Annotated in this window: 24 protein-coding genes and 4 tRNA genes; 18 read left to right on the forward strand and 10 right to left on the reverse strand. The window is 35.5% G+C overall.

Features of this window, described 5'->3' with window-relative positions:
- The 4 genes from ACP5O9_RS05485 to ACP5O9_RS05500 all read right to left on the reverse strand — a co-directional run.
- A partial coding sequence (locus ACP5O9_RS05485) for an alginate export family protein (RefSeq protein WP_428723588.1) occupies positions 1–788 on the reverse strand: 788 nt, incomplete at its 3' end.
- An 8-nt stretch (positions 789–796) separates the two neighbouring features.
- Positions 797–2,431: a class I adenylate-forming enzyme family protein gene (locus tag ACP5O9_RS05490; protein WP_428723589.1), complete on the reverse strand. Its 1,635-nt coding sequence runs from the start codon at positions 2,429–2,431 to the stop codon at positions 797–799.
- A 17-nt stretch (positions 2,432–2,448) separates the two neighbouring features.
- Positions 2,449–3,693, reverse strand: a complete 1,245-nt coding sequence (locus ACP5O9_RS05495; protein WP_428723590.1) for a beta-ketoacyl-[acyl-carrier-protein] synthase family protein — start codon at positions 3,691–3,693, stop codon at positions 2,449–2,451.
- A gap of 2 nt (positions 3,694–3,695) precedes the next feature.
- Positions 3,696–4,103, reverse strand: a complete 408-nt coding sequence (locus ACP5O9_RS05500; protein WP_353685488.1) for an acyl-CoA thioesterase — start codon at positions 4,101–4,103, stop codon at positions 3,696–3,698.
- A 197-nt stretch (positions 4,104–4,300) separates the two neighbouring features.
- On the opposite strand from ACP5O9_RS05500, the gene ACP5O9_RS05505 reads away from it, so the two are divergent.
- From ACP5O9_RS05505 to ACP5O9_RS05575, 15 genes are all read left to right on the forward strand, one after another.
- The gene (locus ACP5O9_RS05505; RefSeq protein WP_353685489.1) at positions 4,301–4,585 is read left to right on the forward strand and encodes an integration host factor subunit alpha; all 285 of its coding nucleotides are present in this window, start codon (positions 4,301–4,303) and stop codon (positions 4,583–4,585) included.
- A gap of 1 nt (position 4,586) precedes the next feature.
- Positions 4,587–4,934 carry a MerR family transcriptional regulator gene (locus ACP5O9_RS05510; RefSeq protein WP_428723591.1) on the forward strand — a complete coding sequence of 116 codons (348 nt, stop codon included), beginning with the start codon at positions 4,587–4,589 and terminating at the stop codon, positions 4,932–4,934.
- Between the two features lie 2 nt (positions 4,935–4,936).
- A tRNA-Pro gene (locus tag ACP5O9_RS05515) sits at positions 4,937–5,011 on the forward strand.
- 125 nt (positions 5,012–5,136) lie between these two features.
- Entirely contained in the window at positions 5,137–6,618 is a 1,482-nt protein-coding gene (gene lysS / locus ACP5O9_RS05520) for a lysine--tRNA ligase (RefSeq protein WP_428723592.1), read from the forward strand.
- Positions 6,615–7,820, forward strand: coding sequence for a lipoprotein-releasing ABC transporter permease subunit (locus ACP5O9_RS05525; protein WP_428723593.1), 1,206 nt, complete (start codon positions 6,615–6,617; stop codon positions 7,818–7,820). The genes lysS and ACP5O9_RS05525 overlap by 4 nt, the downstream gene beginning before the upstream one ends.
- On the forward strand, positions 7,820–8,065 hold the full coding sequence (locus tag ACP5O9_RS05530) for a hypothetical protein (protein WP_428723594.1): 246 nt from the start codon (positions 7,820–7,822) through the stop codon (positions 8,063–8,065). The genes ACP5O9_RS05525 and ACP5O9_RS05530 overlap by 1 nt, the downstream gene beginning before the upstream one ends.
- Positions 8,013–8,732 (forward strand): ABC transporter ATP-binding protein, encoded by a 720-nt coding sequence (locus tag ACP5O9_RS05535; RefSeq protein WP_428723595.1) that lies wholly within the window; start codon positions 8,013–8,015, stop codon positions 8,730–8,732. Before ACP5O9_RS05530 ends, ACP5O9_RS05535 begins: the two co-directional genes overlap by 53 nt.
- Positions 8,733–8,788: 56 nt before the next feature.
- A tRNA-Val gene (locus tag ACP5O9_RS05540) sits at positions 8,789–8,860 on the forward strand.
- Positions 8,861–9,191: 331 nt separating this feature from the next.
- A complete protein-coding gene (locus ACP5O9_RS05545; RefSeq protein WP_428723596.1) occupies positions 9,192–10,592 on the forward strand; it encodes an alginate export family protein in 1,401 nt (466 codons plus the stop codon).
- Between the two features lie 138 nt (positions 10,593–10,730).
- Positions 10,731–11,354, forward strand: coding sequence for a protein TolQ (tolQ, locus tag ACP5O9_RS05550; protein ID WP_353685496.1), 624 nt, complete (start codon positions 10,731–10,733; stop codon positions 11,352–11,354).
- On the forward strand, positions 11,342–11,746 hold the full coding sequence (gene tolR, locus ACP5O9_RS05555; protein ID WP_424904945.1) for a protein TolR: 405 nt from the start codon (positions 11,342–11,344) through the stop codon (positions 11,744–11,746). The genes tolQ and tolR overlap by 13 nt, the downstream gene beginning before the upstream one ends.
- 53 nt (positions 11,747–11,799) lie before the next feature.
- Positions 11,800–12,396: an energy transducer TonB gene (locus ACP5O9_RS05560; protein WP_428723597.1), complete on the forward strand. Its 597-nt coding sequence runs from the start codon at positions 11,800–11,802 to the stop codon at positions 12,394–12,396.
- A complete protein-coding gene (locus ACP5O9_RS05565) occupies positions 12,393–13,583 on the forward strand; it encodes a TolB family protein (protein ID WP_424904947.1) in 1,191 nt (396 codons plus the stop codon). Before ACP5O9_RS05560 ends, ACP5O9_RS05565 begins: the two co-directional genes overlap by 4 nt.
- Positions 13,584–14,753, forward strand: a complete 1,170-nt coding sequence (locus ACP5O9_RS05570) for an exo-beta-N-acetylmuramidase NamZ family protein (protein ID WP_353685500.1) — start codon at positions 13,584–13,586, stop codon at positions 14,751–14,753.
- Complete coding sequence (locus ACP5O9_RS05575) at positions 14,746–16,524, forward strand: sugar phosphate nucleotidyltransferase (protein WP_428723598.1); 1,779 nt, start codon at positions 14,746–14,748, stop codon at positions 16,522–16,524. The genes ACP5O9_RS05570 and ACP5O9_RS05575 overlap by 8 nt, the downstream gene beginning before the upstream one ends.
- Here the strand turns inward: ACP5O9_RS05575 and ACP5O9_RS05580 are convergent.
- The gene (locus ACP5O9_RS05580) at positions 16,477–18,411 is read right to left on the reverse strand and encodes a cytochrome c3 family protein (protein WP_428723599.1); all 1,935 of its coding nucleotides are present in this window, start codon (positions 18,409–18,411) and stop codon (positions 16,477–16,479) included. The two genes, ACP5O9_RS05575 and ACP5O9_RS05580, sit on opposite strands and share 48 nt — an antisense overlap.
- A gap of 136 nt (positions 18,412–18,547) precedes the next feature.
- On the opposite strand from ACP5O9_RS05580, the gene ACP5O9_RS05585 reads away from it, so the two are divergent.
- The 3 genes from ACP5O9_RS05585 to ACP5O9_RS05595 all read left to right on the forward strand — a co-directional run bounded on the left by ACP5O9_RS05585 (position 18,548) and on the right by ACP5O9_RS05595 (position 19,258).
- Positions 18,548–19,057 carry a rhodanese-like domain-containing protein gene (locus tag ACP5O9_RS05585; protein WP_353685503.1) on the forward strand — a complete coding sequence of 170 codons (510 nt, stop codon included), beginning with the start codon at positions 18,548–18,550 and terminating at the stop codon, positions 19,055–19,057.
- 40 nt (positions 19,058–19,097) lie between these two features.
- A tRNA-Ile gene (locus ACP5O9_RS05590) sits at positions 19,098–19,172 on the forward strand.
- Between the two features lie 10 nt (positions 19,173–19,182).
- Positions 19,183–19,258 (forward strand) — tRNA-Ala (locus ACP5O9_RS05595).
- 38 nt (positions 19,259–19,296) lie between these two features.
- Here the strand turns inward: ACP5O9_RS05595 and ACP5O9_RS05600 are convergent.
- The 5 genes from ACP5O9_RS05600 to ACP5O9_RS05620 form a co-directional block, all read right to left on the reverse strand.
- Complete coding sequence (locus ACP5O9_RS05600; protein ID WP_353685504.1) at positions 19,297–19,956, reverse strand: hypothetical protein; 660 nt, start codon at positions 19,954–19,956, stop codon at positions 19,297–19,299.
- A gap of 62 nt (positions 19,957–20,018) precedes the next feature.
- On the reverse strand, positions 20,019–21,446 hold the full coding sequence (locus ACP5O9_RS05605) for a PAS domain-containing sensor histidine kinase (protein ID WP_428723600.1): 1,428 nt from the start codon (positions 21,444–21,446) through the stop codon (positions 20,019–20,021).
- Positions 21,447–21,755: 309 nt separating this feature from the next.
- Positions 21,756–22,586, reverse strand: coding sequence for a universal stress protein (locus tag ACP5O9_RS05610; RefSeq protein WP_424904950.1), 831 nt, complete (start codon positions 22,584–22,586; stop codon positions 21,756–21,758).
- Between the two features lies 1 nt (position 22,587).
- Positions 22,588–23,337 carry a hypothetical protein gene (locus tag ACP5O9_RS05615; RefSeq protein ID WP_428723601.1) on the reverse strand — a complete coding sequence of 250 codons (750 nt, stop codon included), beginning with the start codon at positions 23,335–23,337 and terminating at the stop codon, positions 22,588–22,590.
- A 1-nt stretch (position 23,338) separates the two neighbouring features.
- Positions 23,339–24,019 (reverse strand): sulfite exporter TauE/SafE family protein (locus tag ACP5O9_RS05620; RefSeq protein WP_428723602.1); only part of this gene is annotated, 681 nt, incomplete at its 5' end.

The raw sequence follows: 24,019 nt of genomic DNA on the forward strand, positions 1-24,019 counted from the left end.
CTCATTCCAAAAGTATGAAAATTAAGTTGAGGATTGGTAGCCCATTGATCCTCTGTTTTGTAAAGATAATAGGGCTCCAACATAAGTTTTTGAGAAAGTTTATTTCTTCCATAAATTAAAAAACCCTGTTCATGAGAGGCAGTGAGTCTTTTTTTATGATTTATATAAAGTCTGCTTGTTTCTTTTTCTGTGTCGTATACAGAAGGATGAAGACTTGGCAGATAAATATCAGTCCTTGGATTTGATATATAAACAAAGTCAATTGTATGGTTTTCTACAATAATAAGTTGAAGTTTAACAGCATTGACATAAAAACTTCTTGAACCATCAGCCGGAGTTCCATCAAAAATTATAAATCCCTCTCCATACATGTCTTTACCGAGAAAGTCCTGTCTTCCAATTCTTAAATTTACAGGTAAATCAAAGGGTTTTTTAAAATCTAAATAAAGATTGTCAATAAAAATTTCATCTTGATCAAGTCTTTTTAGATTTCTTTCATTATCAAGAGTAACTCTATAAGGACCTGCCACATGATATCTTGGCTCTGTTGCCAATCTTGCATAAAGCGAAATTTCTTTATTAAACTTAACATTGTCCCAGAGTTGGATCCTTAGTCTGAAATAGCTTCTGTCATCAGCTGCTGCACGGGTTGTTCCAAGGTAAATAAAATTATCAAGAATTTCCTGTCTAAGCCTTATTGAAGCACCAATTTCATTTTCAACAGCAAAAGCAAAAGAAGACGAAGACAATATTAAAACTAAAAATAGAAAAATTACCCCATTTGACACCTCCTTGATTATCTTAAAAGTAAGCCCTTTTTTAAATCATCTATGGCTTGTTCACGGAGTTTGTAGTGTTGCTTTTTACCAGTGGCTGTCATTGGAAGTGCATCAAGAAATCTCCAGTAACGAGGTCTTTTATATGCCGGAAGCATAGGATGTTTTGATATGAATTTTTTAAGCTCATCAAGAGTTAAGGTTTCATCTTTTGTTACAACATAGGCTACCAGAGCCTGTCCTCTTGTCTCATCAGGAATTCCTACCACTGCACAATGCATGACCTTTGGATGCTCCTGTATTACTTCTTCAATCTGAATTGGATAAATGTTTTCCCCTCCAACAATTATCATGTCATCTTTCCTTGAAACAATTGTTATATAACCATTTTCATTCCATGTTGCGAGGTCACCTGTGTAAAACCAATCTTTATTAAGCTTTTTCTTTGTCTCTTCAGGTTTGTTATAGTAATCATAACTGCATTTCAATGACTTTACAATGACTTCTCCAACTTCCTGATTATTCTTTTTAACAATTTCCTCTGGCTCAGAGAGTTTGTCTTCATAAACCTTAACAACTCTTACCTCATCACAAAATACTGCACGACCTGCTGTCCCTGCCATCTCAGGAAGATCCTCTGGAGTTAAAAGGGTGTTCCAGAATGTTTCAGAAGTTCCGTATCCATTAAATATGTTTGGTGTAAACACCTTTTGCATCTCAACGCACAGCGTTTTGTCAAGTGGAGAACCCATACTGACAAGCCCTCTTAAAGAGCGTAGATTATGAGGATGCTTCTTCTGTTCTTCCATCATAACTTTATACATAGTAGGAACACCGATTATAAATGTAATTTTGTATTTTTCTACTGCTTCCAGCGCGGGTTTTGTATAGAAGGTTTTTAATGATACAATTGTTGCTCCAAGATAAAGCCCTGGATTAGGTCCTCCAATATGAAGTCCTCCACGATGAAACCATGGAGAAAGATTCATGATAATATCATTTTTATTAAGTCCTAAGCTGATAATGACATCAATAGCGGTTAAAATTTCATTTATATTGTTCAGTGGAACTCCTTTAGGTCTTCCAGTTGTTCCTGATGTATAAAGCCTTGTAACTTCAGAATAAGCATTTTGACAGCACTGCATCGGCTCAAATTCTGGTTTTCCTTTTACATATTCTTCATAAGGTATAGCAAAATCACATTCTCCTTCCCCTACATAAATGAGCCTTTTCGGTTTATGCTTTGAAATTTGAATTGCTTCTTTCACCATCTCCTTTAAAGATATATCAAAGATAAATGCTACAGGTTGACAATCCTCTATCGTATAGGCAGTCTCACCTGAAGAAAACCTGAAATTGATAGGACTGCTTACAGCTCCAATTTTCTGACACCCAAGCCAGATAAAAGCAAATTCCGGAACATTCATAAGCTGAAACATAACACTATCACCTTTTTTTACTTTATCTTGAAGCAAGGCTGAGGAAAACCGATTTACCTCTTTATTAAGCTCACTATATGTCCATTGTCTTTCAGTGTCTGCATCAATAAGAGCTACTTTTTCAGGAAATCTTTCAACACTCCTCAAAAATCCTGCAATATAAATGAAATTTCTTTCAAAAATTTCTTTAAATCTTTCTACATTGTAGCTATTCATGATTCCCTCCCATTTTTTTAAATCCTTTTTAATACCAAGGAGGCATTAATACCTCCAAAACCAAAGGAATTTTTTAGAACTATTTTTACATTCTTTTTTCTTGCTTTATTTGCAACATAATCAAGATCACAGGCTGGATCAGGATTTTCAAGATTTATTGTGGGAGGAATAATTCCTTCAAGGATAGTTTTTGCAGAAAAAATTGTTTCTACTATACCTGCAGCACCCCACATATGGCCAATCATTGATTTATTTGATGATATAGGAATTCTGTAGGCATGCTCTTTGAGAAAACTCTTTATTGCTATTGTTTCAGTTAAATCATTTAAAACAGTGGAAGTACCATGAGCATTAATATAATCAATCTCCTCTGGTGAGACTCTTGCATCTTGTAAAGCCTTTCTCATACATTCAACAATGCTTAAAGCTTCAGGCTCTGGTGCAGTGGGATGATAGGCATCGCAGGTTGCACCAAATCCAGCAATTTCAACCAGAGGAGTTGCTCCTCTTTTTAGGGCATGTTCATAAGCTTCTATAATTACACAGCCAGCTCCTTCTGAAGGAACAAATCCGCATCTTAACCTGTCAAATGGCCTTGATGCTTTTTTAGGTTGAGTGTTTGCTTTGTCAGTAGCAATTGCCCCAATATTGTCAAGGCTTGCAATAATTGTTGGTGTTATACCTGCATCAGCTCCTATGACCATTGCAATATCAATTATTTCCATCTGAATTAATTTCATAGCCAGACCTATTGCTTTTGTTCCTGCAGCACAAGCCTCTTGAAGAAAATACTGTGGACCTCTGGCATTGAAAATTCTTGCTACTTGTCCTGCTACAGGATTACCAGCTAAGTTTATAATGCAAAAAGGAGATACTTTTTTTGGTCCTTTCGATATTAACATTTCATAATTCTGTTCAAAAGAGGATGGACAACCAATAGCGCTTGCTCCGATGATGGAAAATCTGAAGGGATCTTTAATTGATTTAGTTTTAAAGCCTGATGTTTCAGCTGTCAATAAAGCGACGGAAATGAAGAAATGAAACATTCTATCATAGCGAGATAATATCTTTTTATCAAGAAATTCTTCAGCGTGGAACTCCTTACACTCTCCAGCAATCTGACATTTATGATTTTCAGGATTAAAAAGTGTAATTCTGTCAATTCCAGATTCTCCATTGATTAATCTGTTCCAGCATACATCTAAACCAATCCCCAATGGAGTAATAAGATTCATTGCTGTTATGACAATTCTTCGTTTCATATTTATTCAAAATTTTTTAGAATTTTTACAAAGGAATGGGGCAGAGTAACTGGTTTGTTTTCATTGTTGACACATATGTGATATGTAAAACCTTCGGCAATTTTCTCCCCTTCTTTTAAAACTTCATAATGAAACACAATTCCTCTTGATTTTAAACTCTTTATTGAGGTTTTTATAAATAATAAATCATCATATCTTGCAGGCTTATAATATTTAACATGGAATTCAACAACCGGAAGGTGATAACCTTTGTTTTCTAATTCTTTATAAGTAAAACCTCTTTTTCTTAAGTATTCTGTTCTTGCCTTTTCAAAGAATATTGCATAGTTTCCGTAATAAACAATCCCAAAATTATCTGTATCTGCATACTTGACTCTAACCGGAACATCTACAAAAATCTTTGAATGCATGGTGACAAAATTATATCAAAAAAAAATTTTGCTGTAAAGTTCAGTGGCTAACTCTAAGCGTAAGCGAAGAGGCTCCTCCTACCCCCCTATCCAGCTTAATCCTGAAGGCAATTTCAGAAAATTCCTTTAACTTGACAATATCGCAATAAAATAGGATAAAATTCAATAAACTGAATTTCTGAGCTAAGGAGGATTTGATGACGAAGGCGGATCTTATTAATTTTATATTCGAAAGAGTAGGATTACCGAAAACTGAGATACAGAAAATTGTGGAAACAGTTTTTGAAACAATAAAAGAGGCTTTAAAGGAAGAAGAAGTAGTTAAAATCTCAGGCTTTGGAGTTTTTACAGTAAGACGAAAGGGAAGTAGAATAGGTAGAAATCCGAAAACCATGCAGACTGTGGAAATTAAGTCAAGAAAGGTGGTTACTTTCAGACCAAGTGAACAGCTGAAGCAAAGGATTCAGCAAAATATGAACTGAAATGGGAGAACCAGTACAAAGACAACTACCTTTTAAAATTTTTTATAAAATTGGAGAAACAAGCAGAATTGTTGGAGTTGAGCCTTATGTTTTAAGATACTGGGAAACAGAATTCCCTTTTTTAAAGCCTAAAAAGACAAAGACAGGGCAAAGATTGTATACTAAAAAAGAGATAGAAATGCTTTTTTTAATAAAAAAGATGCTTTATGAAGAGAGATTTACAGTAGAGGGAGTGAGACAGAAATTAGGAAAAATGTATCGGCAAGCTTCAAATGAAACGCTAACAAAACAAGATATATTAAATAAAGTAAAAATTAAACTTAAAGAGATTTTGAGAATGCTTTCCTGAATCGGGGCGTAGCGCAGCCTGGTTAGCGCACTCGCTTGGGGTGCGAGTGGTCGGCCGTTCAAATCGGCTCGCCCCGATTTTTTAATTAAAGATTTTATGAAGACTTTAAAATAAGAGGTTTGGGAAGACTGCAAGTTCTTGATTTTCAAGAACTTGCAAGTTTTTAACAGTTTCAATAAATCAAGGGGGTTAAATCAGGAATATGCAGGAAACACCTTTATCTGAGCTTATCCAGCAGAGAATTAAAAAACTTGAAACACTGAGAAGTCTTGGTATTGAACCTTACAATGGAGTTTTTAATCCTGAATACAGCACTGAAGAAATTTTTATAAAATTTGGGAATCTTGATAAAGAAAAACTGGAACAGGAAAACATAAAAGCCTCAGCTGCTGGAAGAATAATTCTTTTAAGAGATTTTGGTAAAGCAGCCTTTGCCCATATACAGGATTCAAAGGGAAGAATTCAAATTTATCTTAGAAAAGATGTCTTAGGAGAAAAATTTTCTTTAATTAAGAATCTTGATATCGGCGATATTGTCGGTGTTGAAGGAAGACTTTTTAGAACAAAAACAAATGAGTTAACTATAGAAGTTCAGAACTTTGTTTTTTTAAGTAAATCCCTTAGGCCTCTTCCAGAAAAATGGCATGGACTCAAAGATATTGAGGCAAGATACAGGCAGAGATATGTTGACCTTATTGTAAATCCGTCGGTAAAGGAAACTTTTATAAAGAGGCAGCAAATTATTAAGTATTTGAGAGAGTTTCTTGAAAATGAAGGATTCCTTGAAGTTGAAACCCCTGTGATGCATACAATTGCAGGAGGTGCGAGAGCAAAGCCATTTAAAACTTATCATGAAGCTCTTGACATGGAGCTTTACTTAAGAATTGCACCTGAGCTTTATCTGAAAAGGCTTCTTGTGGGCGGATTTGAAAGAGTTTTTGAAATAGGTAAGAATTTTAGAAATGAAGGAATATCAACGAAGCATAATCCTGAATTCACAATGGTAGAGTTTTATGTAGCTTACAAAGACTATAACTGGCTTATGGATTTTACAGAAAAGCTATTAGTTTACATTGTTGAAAAAATCTTCGGAAGTCTTCAGGTAAAATACGGAGATTACACAATTGATTTCACTCCACCCTTTAAAAAAATTACCATGTATGATGCCCTGAAGACTAAAGGTGTGCCAGAGGAGACATTAAAAAACAGGGACTTTGCTTTAAAATGGGCAAAGGACAAAGGCATAGAAATTCCTGAGGGAAGCTCTCTAAGCAAGGTTCTTGACGAGATATTTAAAGAAGTTGTAGAGCCTGAACTTATTCAGCCAACATTTATTATTGATTATCCTGTTGAGCTTTCTCCTTTAGCAAAAAGGAAAAGAGACAATCCAGAGCTTGTGGAAAGATTTGAGCTTTTCATTTCTGGTAGAGAAATTGCAAATGCCTTTTCTGAGCTTAATGACCCCATTGATCAGAAAGAAAGATTTCTCCGTCAGCTTGAAGAAAGACTTAAAGGAGATGAAGAAGTGCCTGAGATGGATGAGGATTTTGTGAGAGCCCTTGAAATTGGTATGCCTCCAGCAGCAGGAGAAGGTATTGGAATAGATAGGCTTGTGATGATTTTAACTGACAGTCACTCAATAAGAGATGTTATACTGTTTCCTCTTTTAAGACCTGAAAAATGAAACTTCCTTTTTATATTGCTTTAAGGTATTTAAAAAGTAAAAAAAGAGGTTTTTCCTTTGGCACTATAATTTCCATAAGCGGAGTTGCCCTGGGAGTTATGGCTCTGATTGTTGTTATTTCTGTAATAAGTGGATTTCACGAGGATTTACAGAAAAAAATTCTTGGCACACAGGCACATGCTGTTGTTTTAAATTATTCTGGAGGAATAGAGAATTACAGAGCTGTTATGGATTTTTTATCAAAAAAACAGGAAATTGAAGCATACTCCCCTTTTGTAATGGGACAGGTTCTTATTTCCTCCGGTAAAAGAGCTCATGGAGTTTATCTTAGAGGAATTATTCCAGATTATGATATGAAAACTACTGAGGTTTTTAAACATGTGAAATATAAATATCAAAATCATACAGATCTGCCATGGATAATAATTGGCAAAGAACTGGCAAATCTTCTTGGAGTGCTTCCTGGAGACACAATCACAATAATATCTCCAATGGGTTCAATTGGTCCATTGGGTATAATTCCAAAGGTCAAAAAGTTTATTGTTACAGGAATTTTTGAAATAGGAATGTATGAGTATGATATGAATCTTGCAATAACAGACCTAAGTATAGCTCAAGATTTTTTTGAATATGGAGATAAAGTAACAGGTATTCAACTCAAGCTTAAAGATGTCTATAAGGCAGATAAAATCTGTCAGAGAGTTGCTCGTGAACTTGATGGAGAGTTTTATTGCAAGGACTGGATGCAAATGAACAGAAACCTCTTTTCTGCTCTTAAACTTGAAAAATTCACAATGTTTCTTATTCTTATATTGATTGTGCTCGTGGCATCCTTTAACATAATAAGTATGTTAATGATAAATGTTACTGAAAAGCAGAGAGAAATTGCTATACTTAAATCAATGGGCGCAACAGACAGTTTTATAAAATGGATTTTCGTATGTCAGGGGCTTATTATTGGTTTAATTGGAACTTTTATAGGATTAACAGGAGGAATTTTTCTATGTGAGATTGTTAAATCCTATGAAATTGTAAAACTTCCAGCAGATGTTTACTATTTGAGTAAGCTGCCAGTTAAAATTAAGATTTTTGATGTTATGGTGATATGTGCATGTGCTTTATTTATCAGCCTTATTTCAACTGTTTATCCTGCTCACAGAGCATCAAAAATAAATCCTGTTGAGATTCTCAGGTATGAGTGATGTTTAGATTAATAAGAAACATTGGATGCCTGAGTATAATTGTATTTATTATTTTTCTTATTGTTGCAGTGTTTTTTGGTGGAGAAAAAATTAGACAACTTGGTGATAAGACAACAGGAATTGTTAAAAAAGGATTTCACTATGCTGCAGACAAAGCAGATAGGATTCACCAGGATATAATGAAAAAAATAAATGAACTCGGGAAACCCTTCCGTGAAAGAGATACTGAGGACAAAAAACCTTAAAAAAACTTACTGGACAAAGGCTGGTTCAATAGAAGTATTGAAAGGGATTGATTTTATAGCCTATCAAGGTGAGATTGTGGCTATAACAGGAGCAAGCGGAGTTGGTAAAAGCACTTTTCTCCATGTGATTGGAACTCTTGATAAACCAACCTCTGGTGAGATTTTATTCAAATTTGACAGGGAAATAAATCCTTTAAAGCTTTCAGCAGATTGTCTCGCAGAATTTCGTAACAAATATATTGGTTTTGTCTTTCAATTTCACTATCTTTTGTCAGAGTTTAATGTTCTGGAAAATGTTATAATGCCAGAGTTAATTGCAGGGCATTACAACAAGATTAAGCTAAATCAAAATATTATTAAAGAAAAGGCTTTTGAAATACTGAAAAAATTAGGATTATCAGAACGAGCTCATCATCGTCCTGGTGAGCTCTCAGGTGGTGAACAGCAGAGAGTTGCTGTGGCAAGAGCTTTATTTAAAAATCCTTCTTTGGTGCTTGCTGATGAGCCTACAGGAAATCTTGATTCACGGTCAGCCCATGAGCTTTTTGAGCTTTTTCAGAAAATTAATTCTGAAGAAGGCACAACCTTTATAATTGTTACTCATAATGAAGCAATTGCTCAAAAATGCACAAGAACACTAAGAATGATAGATGGAGTTTTAACCTGAAAAGAGTTCAACTGTTGACAACATCAGTAGAAAATTATGTATAATTAACAATCCGTAGGCGCGTAGCTCAGTGGGAGAGCGCTTCCTTGACGCGGAAGAGGTCGTGGGTTCGATCCCCTCCGCGCCTACTGTAAATCAAGAGTTTACGAAAATTATCTGTCCTCTTTTTTCCACAAACTGTATTCATAGAGACACACCATAAAAACACAAAAACAGAAAATAAAACCATCTTCCTCTGGCAGAGAATTTGCTTATATTATTAAGGAATTAAAAATACTTGACAACTAAAAAAATTTATGTTAAACTTTTTAAAAAACGCAAAAAAAGGAGGTGATAGGCGAACACGGTGCGTGGGGTAACTCCCCAGTAAGCTTTTCCGAAGCAGTTCACTGCTCGGAGTTTTTTAGCTGTACCACCGCCCTTGGCGGTGTAACTGAACTAACCGATGGAGGTTAGGAAGTGAAAAAATATGCAAGTATTTTAGCAGCATTGGTTCTTCTCTTAGGTTTAGCTGCATTGAGTTATGCAGCACCAGCAGAAATCCCCTCAGACACAACAGCAGTAATCGCAAAAGGTAAAACCCAGATAACACTCGGTGGCGAACTCCGTTTCAGAGGATTTTATGGAAAGAATTTGAATGTGATAGAAAAGGATACTTATCCTGACTCACAATCCTTATACGACTACCGTGTAAGGCTCAATCTTGAGGCAAAGGTATCTCCTAATACAACTGGATATGTGGAAGTTGAAAGTAATAGAGCTGATAATAATAGATCTGAAAATGTACCCTGGGGTTCTGGTGGCCAAGGTCCAAGAGGTACCTATCCATTTGGTAACTGGCATAATGAGAGCAATCTTTACATCCGTCAGGCATGGATTCAGTATCAGGGAACAGGGCTTCTTGGTGTTCCAGCAGGATTTAAAGTTGGAAAGCAGCTCATCAAGCTTGGTTACGGACTCTTCTTTGATCACACCTACTATGGTGATGATGCAATCTTAGTGTTTGTTCAGCCATTAAAAGAGCTCACAATCGCTGCTCATACAATTAAGTTCCGTGAAGGTAACCCCGCACTCAATGATGATGCAACAGCATACGGAATTCTTGCTGCATATGCAGGTAAAGGATTTGGCTTGAGTGCAGATGTAACCTATGTTGATCACCAGAATTTTGGAAATATTGGACTACGTGCTCAACTCCCAGATATTCACCTCTGGAACTTTGGTTTAAGAGGTAATGTTGATGACATTGCAGGAACAGGGCTTAACTTCAGAGCAGATGTTGAATTCCAGACTGGAAAAATTAGAGATACCAGATTAATTTTTAATGTTCCAGATATCAAACTTCGTGGCTGGGCTGCATTAGCAGGGCTTGACTACAAATTCAAACCAATTCCATTAACACTTACCTTAGAGTATGCAATTGGAAGTGGTGACAAAGACAGCACAGACAACAAGATCGAGGCATTCATTACAGCACTTGGTCCAGAGCAGCACTATACATTCATTTATGAATTCCTTGCACCTACAGCATGCAACTTCTTAGGTAATACTCAAACAGGACTCTGCAATACCCAGTATCTGAAATTTGGTGGATCCTTTGACATCACAAAGGACATCAATGCAAAACTCTATGGTTACTGGTTAAGAGCTCATAGGGCAGTTTCTATTAATGGCTACACAGAAGATAAAGACATTGGATGGGAAGTTGATGGAGTTGTAACTTACCAGATTGACAAGGGTCTTAAGTACTGGGTTGAGGCTGGATACTTCTGGCCAGGCGATGCATACAAGCTTCCTCCAAATGGCAGAGATGCTGATGATGCCTGGGCAGTAAGACATGGCATCCAGCTCAACTTCTAACAACTAAAAGAAACGCACCGTGTTCGTCATAGAGGCGGGCATCTGCCCGCCTTTTTTATTGTGCACAGCCGCAGCTGTTTGAACCTGAATGAGAAAAAAATTTGACTTTTACATCTGTATTGTTCTAATATTTTTTTTATGGAAACTACAGTTATTGATCTCATAAGACAAACAGGAGTTGTTGCTAAAGCTGTTTTGCTTATTCTTCTTTTCTTTTCAATTTTTTCCTGGGCTATCATATTTTACAAATGGAAGATTTTCAAAAACATGAAAAAAGAAAACCAGAAATTTTTTGATGCTTTTTTAAATTCCAATGGAACAAAGGAGCTTTTCGCAGTTGCTAAAAGATTTGAATTAAGCCCTATTGCCAGTCTTTACAGAGAAGTTTTTTCTGAAATTCAGGGGAAAAATCCGACAAACCTTGAAGCAATTGTAAGAAAGTACTCTTCTGAGGAGGCAAATAAAGTAGAAAGTTATCTTGGCTTTCTTGCAACAACAGGCTCTACAACTCCATTTATAGGACTTTTTGGAACAGTCTGGGGAATTATGGATGCTTTCAGACATATAGGTATGAAAGGTTCAGCTTCAATTGCCACTGTTGCACCAGGTATTGCAGAGGCACTGGTTACAACAGCTGCTGGTCTCTTTGCAGCAATTCCTGCAGTGATTGCTTACAATTACTTTACCTCCCAGGCAAATAAAATAATTAATGAAGTCAATGACTTTTCTGAAACCCTCTTAAAATACCCATGGCAGCACTAAATCCTCGCAGAAGATCATCAATAGCAGACATTAATGTCACTCCTTTAGTTGATGTAATGCTTGTATTGCTCATAATTTTTATGGTTACAGCTCCACTTTTAAAACAAGGAATTGATGTGAATCTTCCAAAAGCAAAAGGAAAAAGCCTTGAAGAAACTGAAAAAATAAGTATTGTCATTACTAAAGAAGGCAAAATATTTTTAAATGATAAGATAATCAATAAAGATGATCTGCCCTCAATACTCAATTCATACAGAGAAAGCAATACTGCTGTACTTTTAAAGGCTGACAAAGATGTTCCTTATGGTCTTGTAGCTGAAGTTATGGGAGAAATTAAAGCTGCTGGAATAGAAAAAATAGGAATGGTAACAGAGCCAAAAGAAAGTAAATGACAGGCAAAATTTATCCTTCTTTGTTTTTATCTCTCATTTTTCATTGTCTGTTTATGCTTGCGTTAATCTTCGGAGTAAAAAATTCAGCTAAGGATTTTAAAAATCTCACATATGTAACTTTGATTCAACAAACAAGTAATTCATTGCAGACAGCCTCATTGAATGAAGAAAATAAGCTTCCCCCAATAAAACCATCCCTTGAACAATCAAAAGAAATTCCAACAACAGCGAGACAGTCAAAAAAAACTTATGAAAAAACTCAAAAAATATCTAAACAAGAGGAACAACTTCTACAAGAAAGACTTGCTGCGCTTAGAGCAAAAAAAAAGATTCTTGAAAAAGCTCAAGCAGGTTCTGTTGAACTTAAAAGCGGACAAAATACTAAGGGAAGTGAAGTTTCACCCGGTTACTTAGCATTAATCTCTGGAATTATAAGACAGCACTGGAGCGTTCCTGATACTGTTCCTCGGAATCTTGAAGCAGTTGTTTCAGTAAGAATTCTTTCAAATGGAAAGGTTCTCATTGAAGGATTTGAACAAAAATCTGGAAATATTCTTTTTGATTCTTCTGTTGTTAGAGCCATCAAAAATTCCTCTCCTCTTCCACCACCTAAAAATGAAGTTATTGTAGGATTGAGGTTTAAACCATGAATTCAAAATTAATAAAAAAATTCATCGCTTTTGTTTTATTTTTCTATGTTTTACAGCCTTTAAATGCGCTGGCAGAAAAAATTTATCTTGACATAACTCAGCCCGGAATTAAAAAGCTTGCAATAGCACTTGAAGGTTTTGATAATCTTTCTAATGTTTCTAAAACAATAAAAGAAAATCTTGAATTTACAGAATATTTTAGAGTTTATGGTCCTTTTCCCATCACTGCAGAATTTGATCCTCAGTTGTGGAAATCTTCTGATGTTGAAATTGTTGTCCGAGCCAGAACTCTGGATAAAATTTCAGTAAAAATTTTTGCAACTACTTCTGCTTCGCCAATATTTGTAAAAGAATATCCCCTGAAGAATAATGAATTTACAGGAAATTTAATCTCATCAGATATATATAAACTATTGACAGGCAAGGAATCGCCCTTTTTCAATCGCTTTGTTTTTGTGAGAAAGCTATCCAGCTGTATGGGAATTTTTTTAAGTAACTGGAATGGGAAAAATGTTCAAGATACAGGACTCAGAAGACACATAATTTCTCGAGTTCTTTTAAAGGGAAACAAAATTTTTTATTCTGCTTTAAATGGAAAATCATGGACAATAGAAGTATTTGATATCTCAAACAAAACAAATAAAGAAATTATAAAAAGCAAAGCTCTCCTTGTGCTTGGAGATGTTTTAAATGAATCGCAATTTATATACTCAGAGAGCGATGGAGAAATCTCAGAAATCAAAATTTCAGATATCTATGGAAGAACAAAAGCAGTATCTTCATCTCGATGGATTGATACTTCTGCAAGATGGTCAGCATCTCACATATTTTTTGTTTCAAATAGAGATGGTTCTCCTCAAATTTATAAAATTACTTCCTCAGGCACTCAAAGAGTAACATTCCAGGGCAGATACAATACAGAACCATCTATAAATCCTCAGGGCAGTAAGATGGCTTTTTCATCTCTGGTTGGAAATTTTCAAATTTATATTATGGACATTCTCTCAGGCACACAAACTCAAATAACAAACCAGGGCAACAATGAGCAGCCCTGTTTTTGCCCGGATGGTCATTTTCTAACAATAATGTCAGACAGAAGAGGGAAAAAGGAGATATATCTTATAAGCTCTGATGGAGCAGTGCAAAAACCTTTAACACATGGATATCTTCCCTTCTGTAGCAGATAAATGGTTCATTCAGGCATAGATAGATTTGAAAAAAGGCTTCCTAAGAAATTTTATGGAGCTAAAGCAGGATTAGTTATTCATCCAGCCTCAGTAAATAGAAAACTTGTACACACCAGAGATATTCTTCTCGAGAGCAAAAAAATCAAAATTACAGCCTTTTTCGGACCGCAGCACGGAATATTTGGAAATACTCAGGACAACATGATTGAATGGGAAGGATTTATTGATAAACAAACAGGATTGCCTGTATTTAGCCTTTATGGAAAAACGAGAAAGCCAACAGAAGAAATGCTTAAAAATCTTGATATTTTGATTATTGATCTTCAGGATGTTGGAGCAAGATACTACACATTTATCTGGACAATGGCTTTGTGTATGGAAGCCTGTAAAGAAAAGGCAATGCCGATGATTGTGCTTGATAGAGTAAATCCAATTGGTGGACACATAGTAGAAGGACCTGTGCTTATGCCAGAGTTTTCATCTTTTGTAGGACTTCATCCATTGCCTGTCCGCCATGGAATGACTATTGGAGAGATTGCGTTTTACTTTAAAGATAAGTTTTACCCAGAACTTGATCTTACAGTAATTCCTCTTTATGGATGGAAAAGAAATCAATGGTTTGATGAAACAGCGCTGCCCTGGGTAATGCCTTCTCCAAACATGCCAGCCCTTCAGACAGCGACAGTTTATCCTGGAATGTGTCTTTTTGAGGGAACTATTTTAAGCGAAGGAAGAGGCACCACAAGACCATTTGAAATATTTGGTGCACCCTTTATAGAGCCTGAGAGGCTTGTAAAAAAGCTAAATGAATTTAAGTTGAAAGGAGTATTTTTTAGACCTCTTTACTTTATTCCAACTTTTAACAAATTTTCTGGACATTTATGTGGTGGTGCTCAAATTCATGTAATTGATAGAGAAAAATTTAAACCTTTTAAAACTGCTGTAGCAATTCTTCTTGCAATAAAAGAGCTGTATCCAGAAATTAATCTTTGGCGTGAACCTCCCTATGAATACGAGTTTGAGAAACTTCCCTTTGACATTCTTGCTGGTTCAGATAGATTAAGGAGAGAAATTGAAAAAGGAAAATCTCTTAAGGATATGGAGTCCTGGTGGACTAAAGAGTGTGAAATGTGGGCAAAAGTAAGAAAAAAATATCTCCTATATGATTAAAGGATTCATTCTTGCTGCAGGATATTCAACCAGACTAAGGCCAATTACAGAGCATATTCCCAAACCATTGATGCCAATTGCTGGCGAAGTCTTACTTGAATGGATTTTTAAAAATTTAAATGCTCTGACCACAGAGATTGGCATAAATTTGCATTATAAAGCAAAGAAAATTGAAGATTACATAAAAAAGCAGAATCTTCCATTAAAAACATTTTATGAAAAAGAAATTCTTCTTACAGGCGGAGCACTGTGGAATGCAAAAAATTTTCTCAAAGACTCTGTTTTTGTCGTCCATAATGGAGATATTTATTCTGATGCAAATATTAAAGAAGCAGCAAAATGGCATATAGAAAACGAAAACTCAATAACTCTCCTGGTTCATGATTACAAGCCTCACAATAAATTAATTGTTGATAAAGATGGAAATTTACTTGGAATCGGAAATTCAGATAAATCTCATCTTGCCTTTTCAGGAATTGCTATTTATAGCCCTCACGTGCTTGAACTTTTGCCTGAAGGTCCTTCATCAGTGATTGATTTGTGGATGAGAGCCATTAAAAATGGATTCAGGGTAAGCACCTTTAAAATAAAATACAGCTTCTGGTTTGACATTGGAACTCCGGGGGATTATGCCAGTGCAGTCTTTGATAAATTAAAGAGGAATTTTACTTCTGTATACATTCATCCTTCAGTGTGTGGATGCGAGCTTATTGAACCCGAAGGTAAAATAGTGGTTGAAAGAGATGTAAAAATAAATAAGCCATTTAAGGGAAAAAATATCATAATTCTGCCTGAGACTGAATTTACACCTGAAAATGATTACCTTTCAAACCTCATAATTGGTAAAAATTTTATGATACCATTTGAGACACCACCCATTGAAACATTAACTTCTGGTGGATCTGATCGAAAATACCTCAGAGAAAATAACAAAGTCTTTTGCAAATGGGAAAAATTATCAGAGGATTTTGAAAAAACGATTGCTTTAAACAGGTTTTTTCATGAAAAAGGATTCCCTGTGCCTAAAATCCTTGAAGTAGACATAAATAAAAAAACGATTGCTTTTGAAGATCTTGGAGATTTAACACTTTACAGCTGGCTTCAATGCAGGAGAAGAGATAAAAAAATTGAGACAATATATAAAAAAATACTTGAAAATATAGGAAAACTTCACTGGGGAATCTCTAAACAAGCAAAGAATCTTAACCTTTTAGAGTTTGACTACTCCTATTTTCGCTGGGAAAGTGATTACTTTTTACAGGAATGTGTAAAGGCGCTCTTTAAAATTGATGAAAACTTAGAAGAAGAATTACACAGTATTGCAGAAATTTTATCAAAAGCTAAAAAGGTGATACTGCACAGAGACTTGCAAAGTCAAAACATAATGTTAAAAAAAGGAAAGGTTTATTTTATTGACTATCAGAGTGCAAGATGGGGACCTGCAGGTTATGACATAGCTTCACTTCTTTGGGATCCATATGTAAAACTCAATGATGAAATAAGAGTAAAGCTTGTCAATTTCTATATCAAAAGCCATGAACTTGATGAAAAAGCTTTTTTAGAAGAACTTTCTCTATGCAGAATCCAGAGACATATGCAGGCTCTTGGAGCATACGGATTCCTGTCTTTAAAAAAAGGAAAGAGAAATTTCCTTAAATTTATTCCTGATGCAATAGACTTACTGATAAAGGACCTTGAAGAATGTCATATTGATTTCTCAAGGCTAAAAAACCTTGTTTTTAACATCAAAAAACAGTTCTTTAATATTTAGTTCAGGATTGTGGATTAAAATCCCTTTTATTTCCTTAAATTTCTTTCGTTCATTTTCATCCTTGATTTTTTTCTCAAGTTTTTTGATGCTTTTCAGCTTGCTTTCGTAAAGTTTTAAATATGCTGTGTATCTATTCCTGTCAACCTTTATTGAGAAATCTCCAGGAATGAACCACTTATCAGTGAAGTAAATCCATGAGGCAAAATCTGTTAATTTAAATCCGGGTAAAACATTTATTTTAGTATGCCAGAAATCTTTTATTCTTAAACCTTTTTCGTCTGCTATAATTTTATATCCTCCGCTGAAAGGCTCTGCACCCTGAGTATCTTCATACTGCCATGTAGACACAGAAATCTGCCTTCCCTTGTGGCAGCTTTTACAATTCCTTGCTTTTCCAAAAGGATGGGAAACTTCCTCAATCTGAAACCATAGTAAGTGTCTGTTACCAGAGGGAAGATTATTAACTGTTCCAACAATGTAATACATATCTTTTGTTTCACTATTTTTCCATCTATAGTGAAGTCCTGATGACGATACATCTTCTCTAATATTGCTAACACTGTGAGGAAATATCTTTACAGGAAACCAGATCCCTTTTTGATCTTTCATAAGAATCAACGGTTTTTGAACTCCATAATAAAGTGAATATTTTTTAAATGGCGTTGGTTTATCTCCTATATACCCCCTCCCCCATATTGTAATTTGATATCCACCAGCTTCTGTTACATGACAAGCTGTACATGAAAGATTTCTATGAATTGACTTTGAATGAGCTTTTTCAATTTCAATATGACAGTCCTGACAGGTTGCTTTACGCTGCATATCTCCCATACCTTTTTTGCCTGATGGATGACAATCCGCACAGTGAATACCCTTTTTGAAATGAATATCAGCACTTCTTCCCTGAGGAATTGAATAAAATCCACCAATATAAGTTTCACCTCTTCTTGATTGAGCAGCACCAGTATGACATACAGAATTACCTCTTCCTCTTCCCATACAACTATAAGAATCCGGCACTTTTAAAAATGCATGAGAGCCTCTTTCGCGACTCGGTGCATAGTGACAGTCAAGACAGCCTGCATGACAAATGTTACACATCTTCTGCCTTCTCATCGCCTGTTCATCAGTGAAAGGAATATTCATTTCTTTTCTAATCTTTTCAGTGTTTGTAAAATCAAATCCTGCTTTATTTAAAACTTCCTCCGGTGGAACATCTGCAAAAGAAGGACCACAGTTGTGAGGACCATATGGTTTTAACCAGCTAACCATTGTCCTCTGCCTAAAGTTTATAGCCATTACTGTGGTTTTAAATTGTTTTAATTCGTCTGAATGACATCCTCTCTTGCCGCATGTTTTTTTTGCAATCTCAGGGTCAAAGTTAAAACTTTCACTGTTTCTATCATGCCAGAGAATGTTTCTTACTTCTGGATGCAAATGAAGTTCGCCGTCTTCCTTTACCTTTGGAAGCATATCAAAGAGTCTGTCTTTTCCCTGTGGGATCAATCTATTCAGTTCAAAATCGTTTTTTTTATAAAGCATTTTTCTATCTACAATATCCATTGAATCCTTCACGTAAATTGGCTTAAGCATACCTCTGTGGGCTTCATCTTTGTCCTTTGCTCTACCATTACCAAGATGGCAGTCTCTGCAAGAAACAGTACTGTGTCCTGTCTGTTTTCGAACATCTGTTAGAGTTACATAGAACTGTGGATATCCAAACTCAACCATTTTTTCTTTTGAGCCATGACATTGAATACAGCTTTCTGAAGAATCCATGTAGTAGTCATAGCCAAAATATCCAATGATTACTAAAAATTGAAGAAAAAAAATTATGACAGTGAAAGGTGAGGCTAAATCGCTGATTTTACCAAGTTTAAAGTTCATTAAAATCAATTTTAACATATAAAGGTCGTATGGGTATAAATGGGTTTTTCCATTGACATAAATAATTTATTTAGTATATACTCCTATAGAGTATTCCTGCTTTGCAGGATAAAAAACTGATTATGGAGGTTTAAAAATGAGGAAGTATGTGAATGCTTCATGTGATTATGGGTGTAAGAAAAGAAGTTTTATCCCAACTTTTCTAATCGCAGGAGTTTTGATTTTACTTCTTGTCAATTTCACATGGGCTGGAACTCCGCTGAGTGACGAAAGAGTAAAAGAAGCTCAACAATGCGGAATCAATGTAGTTGATGTAAAGGGAGTAAAGGAACTTATCAAAAAAGGTGCGGTTATTGTTGATGTCAGAGAGTATACTGAATATGTAGCAGGACACATTCCAGGTGCAATCTGGGCTCCAAGAGGATTAATGGATTTTCAAGCTTTTACATGGCTTCCGGACAAAGATAAAACATATCTTATTTATTGCAAAACAGGTGGCAGAGGTTCAATAGTAGCATGCGATTTGAAAAAGCTGGGTTATAAAAATGTTTACAATCTTAAAGGCGGATTTGAAGCATGGACAAAGGCTGGAGAGCCTGTAGAAAAGGGTGAACCAGAAGGTATGGGCAAAGGTATTAAGAAATAATTGACAAAATATAACATTTTAGGTTAATTTAAATTTTGATGGGCCTATAGCTCAGCTCGGTTAGAGCGCACCCCTGATAAGGGTGAGGTGGTTGGTTCGACTCCAACTAGGCCCATTCAGAATGTGGGGGCGTAGCTCAGTTGGGAGAGCGCCTGCTTTGCACGCAGGAGGTCGTGGGTTCGAATCCCTTCGCCTCCACCAATTATTTTTTGTAAATAATCAAGTTTTTACAGTACTTGTCAATGCATCTTCTCAATATTTTCACTGTTTTCTGCAAACCATGCCATGAAGCAGAGTTCTATGGGTCTGTAGCCTGTTTTACTGGCAAGAGCTTCAACTTCTCTTATGAACTCCATGTCATTATAAACAGCCATCTTTCCTGCTTTTGCAAGTATTTCATTTATCACTTTTTTTACAATTTTATCAGGCATTACTGTGTCAATGCCACCCATCATCCTTAAATACTGATAAGTAATCAGTCCCACACCTTTGATTTTCCCGATTGGGTCATTTTTCCAGCCATCAAGGGATGAGTTTTTTGCCCATGTTCTCAATGATTCTTTATCGTTATTGGAAAGCTCTGAAAAGTATTTTGCTATCTCCTTTACCACATTCCAAGATCTTGAGTTTTTCCATATATGGAAAGCTTCTTTATAGTCAAAATGAACAAGACAAGACAGATTGCTAATCCTTCCTGTGTTTACAAATTCAGCTTCAAAGGCTCGAACTTTGGGCACCACAACTTGAAAGTAGTTAACTCCAACGGATGTGAATGCTGCATCAAGAATCATTAATGAAACATTTCCACTCCAGCGCTGAGAGTTTAAACAGCGATCACAAATTTTTTTTAATCCTTGAAAATCTTTTATTCGGCAACTGATTAATTTCTGTAAATACATTTTCTGAGCTTCTTTTTTAAGTTTTTCAACTAAATATCTATAAATTTCATATTTCCTCGTTGTTACGAATAAAGGGGAAGGTATATATCAAACTTTGTTCCCTTTCCTGGCTCAGATTCTACAAAAATAAATCCCTTTAACATTTGCACTATGTGATAAACTGTTGTCAATCCAAGACCTGAGCCCTTTTCTCCTTTTGTTGTAAAAAAAGGATCAAAGATTTTTTCTTTTGTTTCTTCATCCATTCCTATTCCAGTGTCCTGTATTGATAAACATATGTATTGTGTTGAAAGTTCTTTGATTCCAATAAGGCTTATAAATTTCTCAGGCATTTGTTTTGTTTTTGCCTGTATTTTTATTTCACCACCCTCTGGCATTGCATCCTGGGCATTTAAAACAAGGTTTGTAATAATCTTTTCTATGTCTGTCTTGTCTGCAAAACAGGGAAGAGGTTTTTCCTCAAAGTCCAAGATTAAACTAATGTTTTCTCTTAATGAAGCTTTGAGAAATGTAACCAGATTTTTTATCACATCTTTTAAATCTAAAACTTCGGGATTTCTTCCAAATTCTCTGGGAAATCCTAATATCTCTTTAATGCTCATTGATACAGAATCAACTATTGAAAGAAGCTTTTCCACATATGCCCTTGTCTGCTCAATATTTTCTGTTTGTAAAGCAAGCTGAGCAAAACCTTTTATTCCTGTAAGCATATTTTTTATCTCATGAGAATAAACAGATACAAGCTTTCTTATGGATTCCATCTTATGCGAAATTATTATCTGTTCTTCGTATTTTCTTAGTGTTGTTATATCTGTTAAAAATATTGCATAGCCATCCTCTTCGTTAATTCTCATTCCTCTTAAGCGAAAAATTTTTCCTTCAAATTTTATTTCTTTTAAATAGCTATTGTGAATTTCATAAAGGGATATCTGTGGAAATAGTTCAAAAATATTTCTTCCTTTTGCTGTCTTAAGTTGAGTATATTTTAAAAAAGATTCATTGCAATAAATGATTTTTCCTGAAAATTCTAAAACAGCAACTCCTACAGGAGAATGCTCAACAATATTAAATAGTTTTCTCAGTTCAATCTCAGCATTTTTCCTTATTGTAATGTCTCTTACAATCTGGACAGCTCCAATTATATCACAGGCTTCATCATAAATAGGATGAGCAGACATTCTTAGCCAAGCTCCTTTCCCATTGTAAAGCTTTGGGACGAATGTTTCTATTTCAACAGTCTCTTTTTTTGTGTTTAAGTTTTCTGGATAGTTGAGATCAGGATTAATAACATAATCAACTGGCATTGGTCTACGAAATCCATAAAAAGGAATCGCATACTCAAAATCACCTTTACCAACTATTTCACCTTCTTTGACTCCTGTAAGCTCCTCCATTGCCCTGTTCCATACTAAGACTTTTCCAGATAAATCAATGACAAAAACACCATCTGGCAGAAGCCTTATTATTCTTTTTAAAATGTTTTCTTTCACACTTTTACTCCTTTTATAGACTCTTAAGCTTTATTATAACATTATTTAAGTTTTCAACTTCTGTGATAATGCTTTCTAAATTATTGATTTTATAGATTTTTTTTGGGGGGGGTAAAAAATGTTTTTCCTGCCTTATTTAACAGAGGCAAAGAACTTAAAACTGCCATCAGGGAAATATTGTATTGAGCGAAGCGAAAGCAAGTTTTCTCTATCGGCAAATTTAGGAAGAAAAATTTAGTTGTATAGAAACGAAACTCAATCATAATAAATTCAAGAGGAGGATAGCCTCCTCCTGCTCCTGATAGAAATTTACTTCTTTCTTACAACCATTACTGGTCTGGCTGAAGTGCTTATTACCCTTTCTGTAACACTTCCCATGAAGAATTTTTCAATCCCTGTTCTTCCATATGTTCCCATAACTATTAATCCAACAGTGTTCTTGTTTGCTGTATCAATTATTTGCTCAAAAGGCTCTCCACGAGCAACAACTGTTTGAACTTTAACTCCTTCACGCTCAGCTGCTTCTTTAACAATCTTTACAGATTCTTCTGCATAAGGTATATTTTCATTCTTTTTCGCCACAGAAACAACTATCAGTTCACTGTTAAATCTTTTTGCTGCTCCTATTGCTTCTGCCGCAGCAATCTGACTGTAAACTGAACCATCAGTTGCTATAAGAATCTTATCAAAACTCAAAGTAGCACCTACTGGAACAACCAAAACCTTGCATGGAGCATTTCCAATTACTTTTTTACCTACTGCACCAAGCATAACACCTTTTTTACCAAGTATTATTAAGTCAACACTGTTTTTAATTGCCTCATCAATTATGTATTTGTATGGTTCAGGACCTGTATAGCTTATTGTCTCACATTTTACACCTGCTTTATTAGCTATTGTTTTGACTTCATCAAGTGCTGCATTTGCCCTTTTCTCAAGGGAATCTATTAATTGAGGCAGTGTTTCCACAAACTCTGCTGCAAAGATTGGCACTTCAGCAACACATATTGCGTAAACTGTGCTTCCGCATGGTTTTGCAAGCTCAACTGCTGCTTGTGCTGCAAATCTTGCTGCCTCTGAACCATCAGTTGCTACAAGAATTTTATCTACCTTTGTTAAAGGACATGCACCTATTGCCATTTTATACCTCCTTCTTAACTTTTGCTTTCTTTGTTGAAAGCCCTAAGCCTTCAAAAAGATAAAGAACTCCGAACCCGTACCACACAGTATACAGTATATAAAAGGCTAACAAGCCTGTTGCTACACCTGCTTTTTCTGAAATCTTAACAGCTTGAATTCCATAAAAATTATATGCAGGTTCGATTGCTGCGGTTGTAACCTTTTTTACAAATATAGCATCCTCAGCTTTTTTCTGAAGAGTTAGTCTCTTCTCTATAAGAGAAAAGGCATTGTGCCACTGTCTAAACATCTGTTTCATTTTTTCATCATCAGTTACATCGTATTTTTTCTTAATGTAGTCTCCATTATTATGATACATCTGATCAGAATCTTCCAGTGCTGCTGCCACAATTGCTCCAAGATCCGCCACAATATGAACTTTTGAGCCATCCACTTCAGCTTTAGCACCATTAATTGTAAATACTTTTGCTATTCTTTCAGCTCTCTTTTCTGCATCACCGGGTTTGTCAGTAGGTTTCTTTACATTGATTACTACATCAAGTATTTTACCTCTATATTTTTCTACATCCTTCTTTAGCTTAGGAATTTGATAACATGAACCCTTTGCAAGCTTGTTAAAAAGAGCATCACTGTATTCCAATCCATTCATTCCCTGTCCATATATTGGTGCAAAGATTAATATCAATACACCAACAAAGCTTATTAATAAAATCAATCCCCATGCTAAATGTTTTTTCTGTGCATTAGCCATATTAGACCTCCTCTCTAAAGGCTTTTAAATTCTTAAAGAAGCTTCCCAATACCCATACAGCAAATCCACCAATTGCTGCCCAAAATACAATGTTTCCGATGAGAATGATTATGTCACATACATCCTTTGATATTGCCCAAATATCAAGACTTCTAAGTTTGTCAGGAACAACGCTTGCTCTGTTGGCAAAACCAGCTAAAATTGTCAATACCCAGAATCCTCTTATTACCATTCCAGGAACAACCTTTGTTGTAAGTGCTCCAATTTGAATTCCAACAAGTGATCCAAGAAGCAGTCCCATTGCAAGTGTGTAAAATACATAACCATATATTGCGTACTGAGTTATTGAAGAGTATCCTGCTGTAAATATTATCTGGAGTATGTCAGTTCCAACTGTTGTTGGTGTTGATACTCCTAAGACATAAACAAAAAGAGGAAATGTAACAAAGCCACCACCAACTCCCATAACTGCTGCAAGAATTCCTACAACGAAACCACACATTGTAACAAAAAGCCAAGAGATCCTTCTTCCTCCAAAGTCTTCATCAAAGTAAATCATAGGAGGAATTTTAATCTTCTGAATATTAATTGCAAGCTGAGTTGTTGTCATAGGTCCACCATGGACATCACCACCTGTTTCGACACCTTTTTTACGAGCCTTGCTTAGCTTTATATAGTCTCT

The organism is Thermodesulfovibrio sp. (genome assembly GCF_049969575.1).
GTDB classification, from domain to species: Bacteria; Nitrospirota; Thermodesulfovibrionia; order Thermodesulfovibrionales; family Thermodesulfovibrionaceae; genus Thermodesulfovibrio; species Thermodesulfovibrio obliviosus.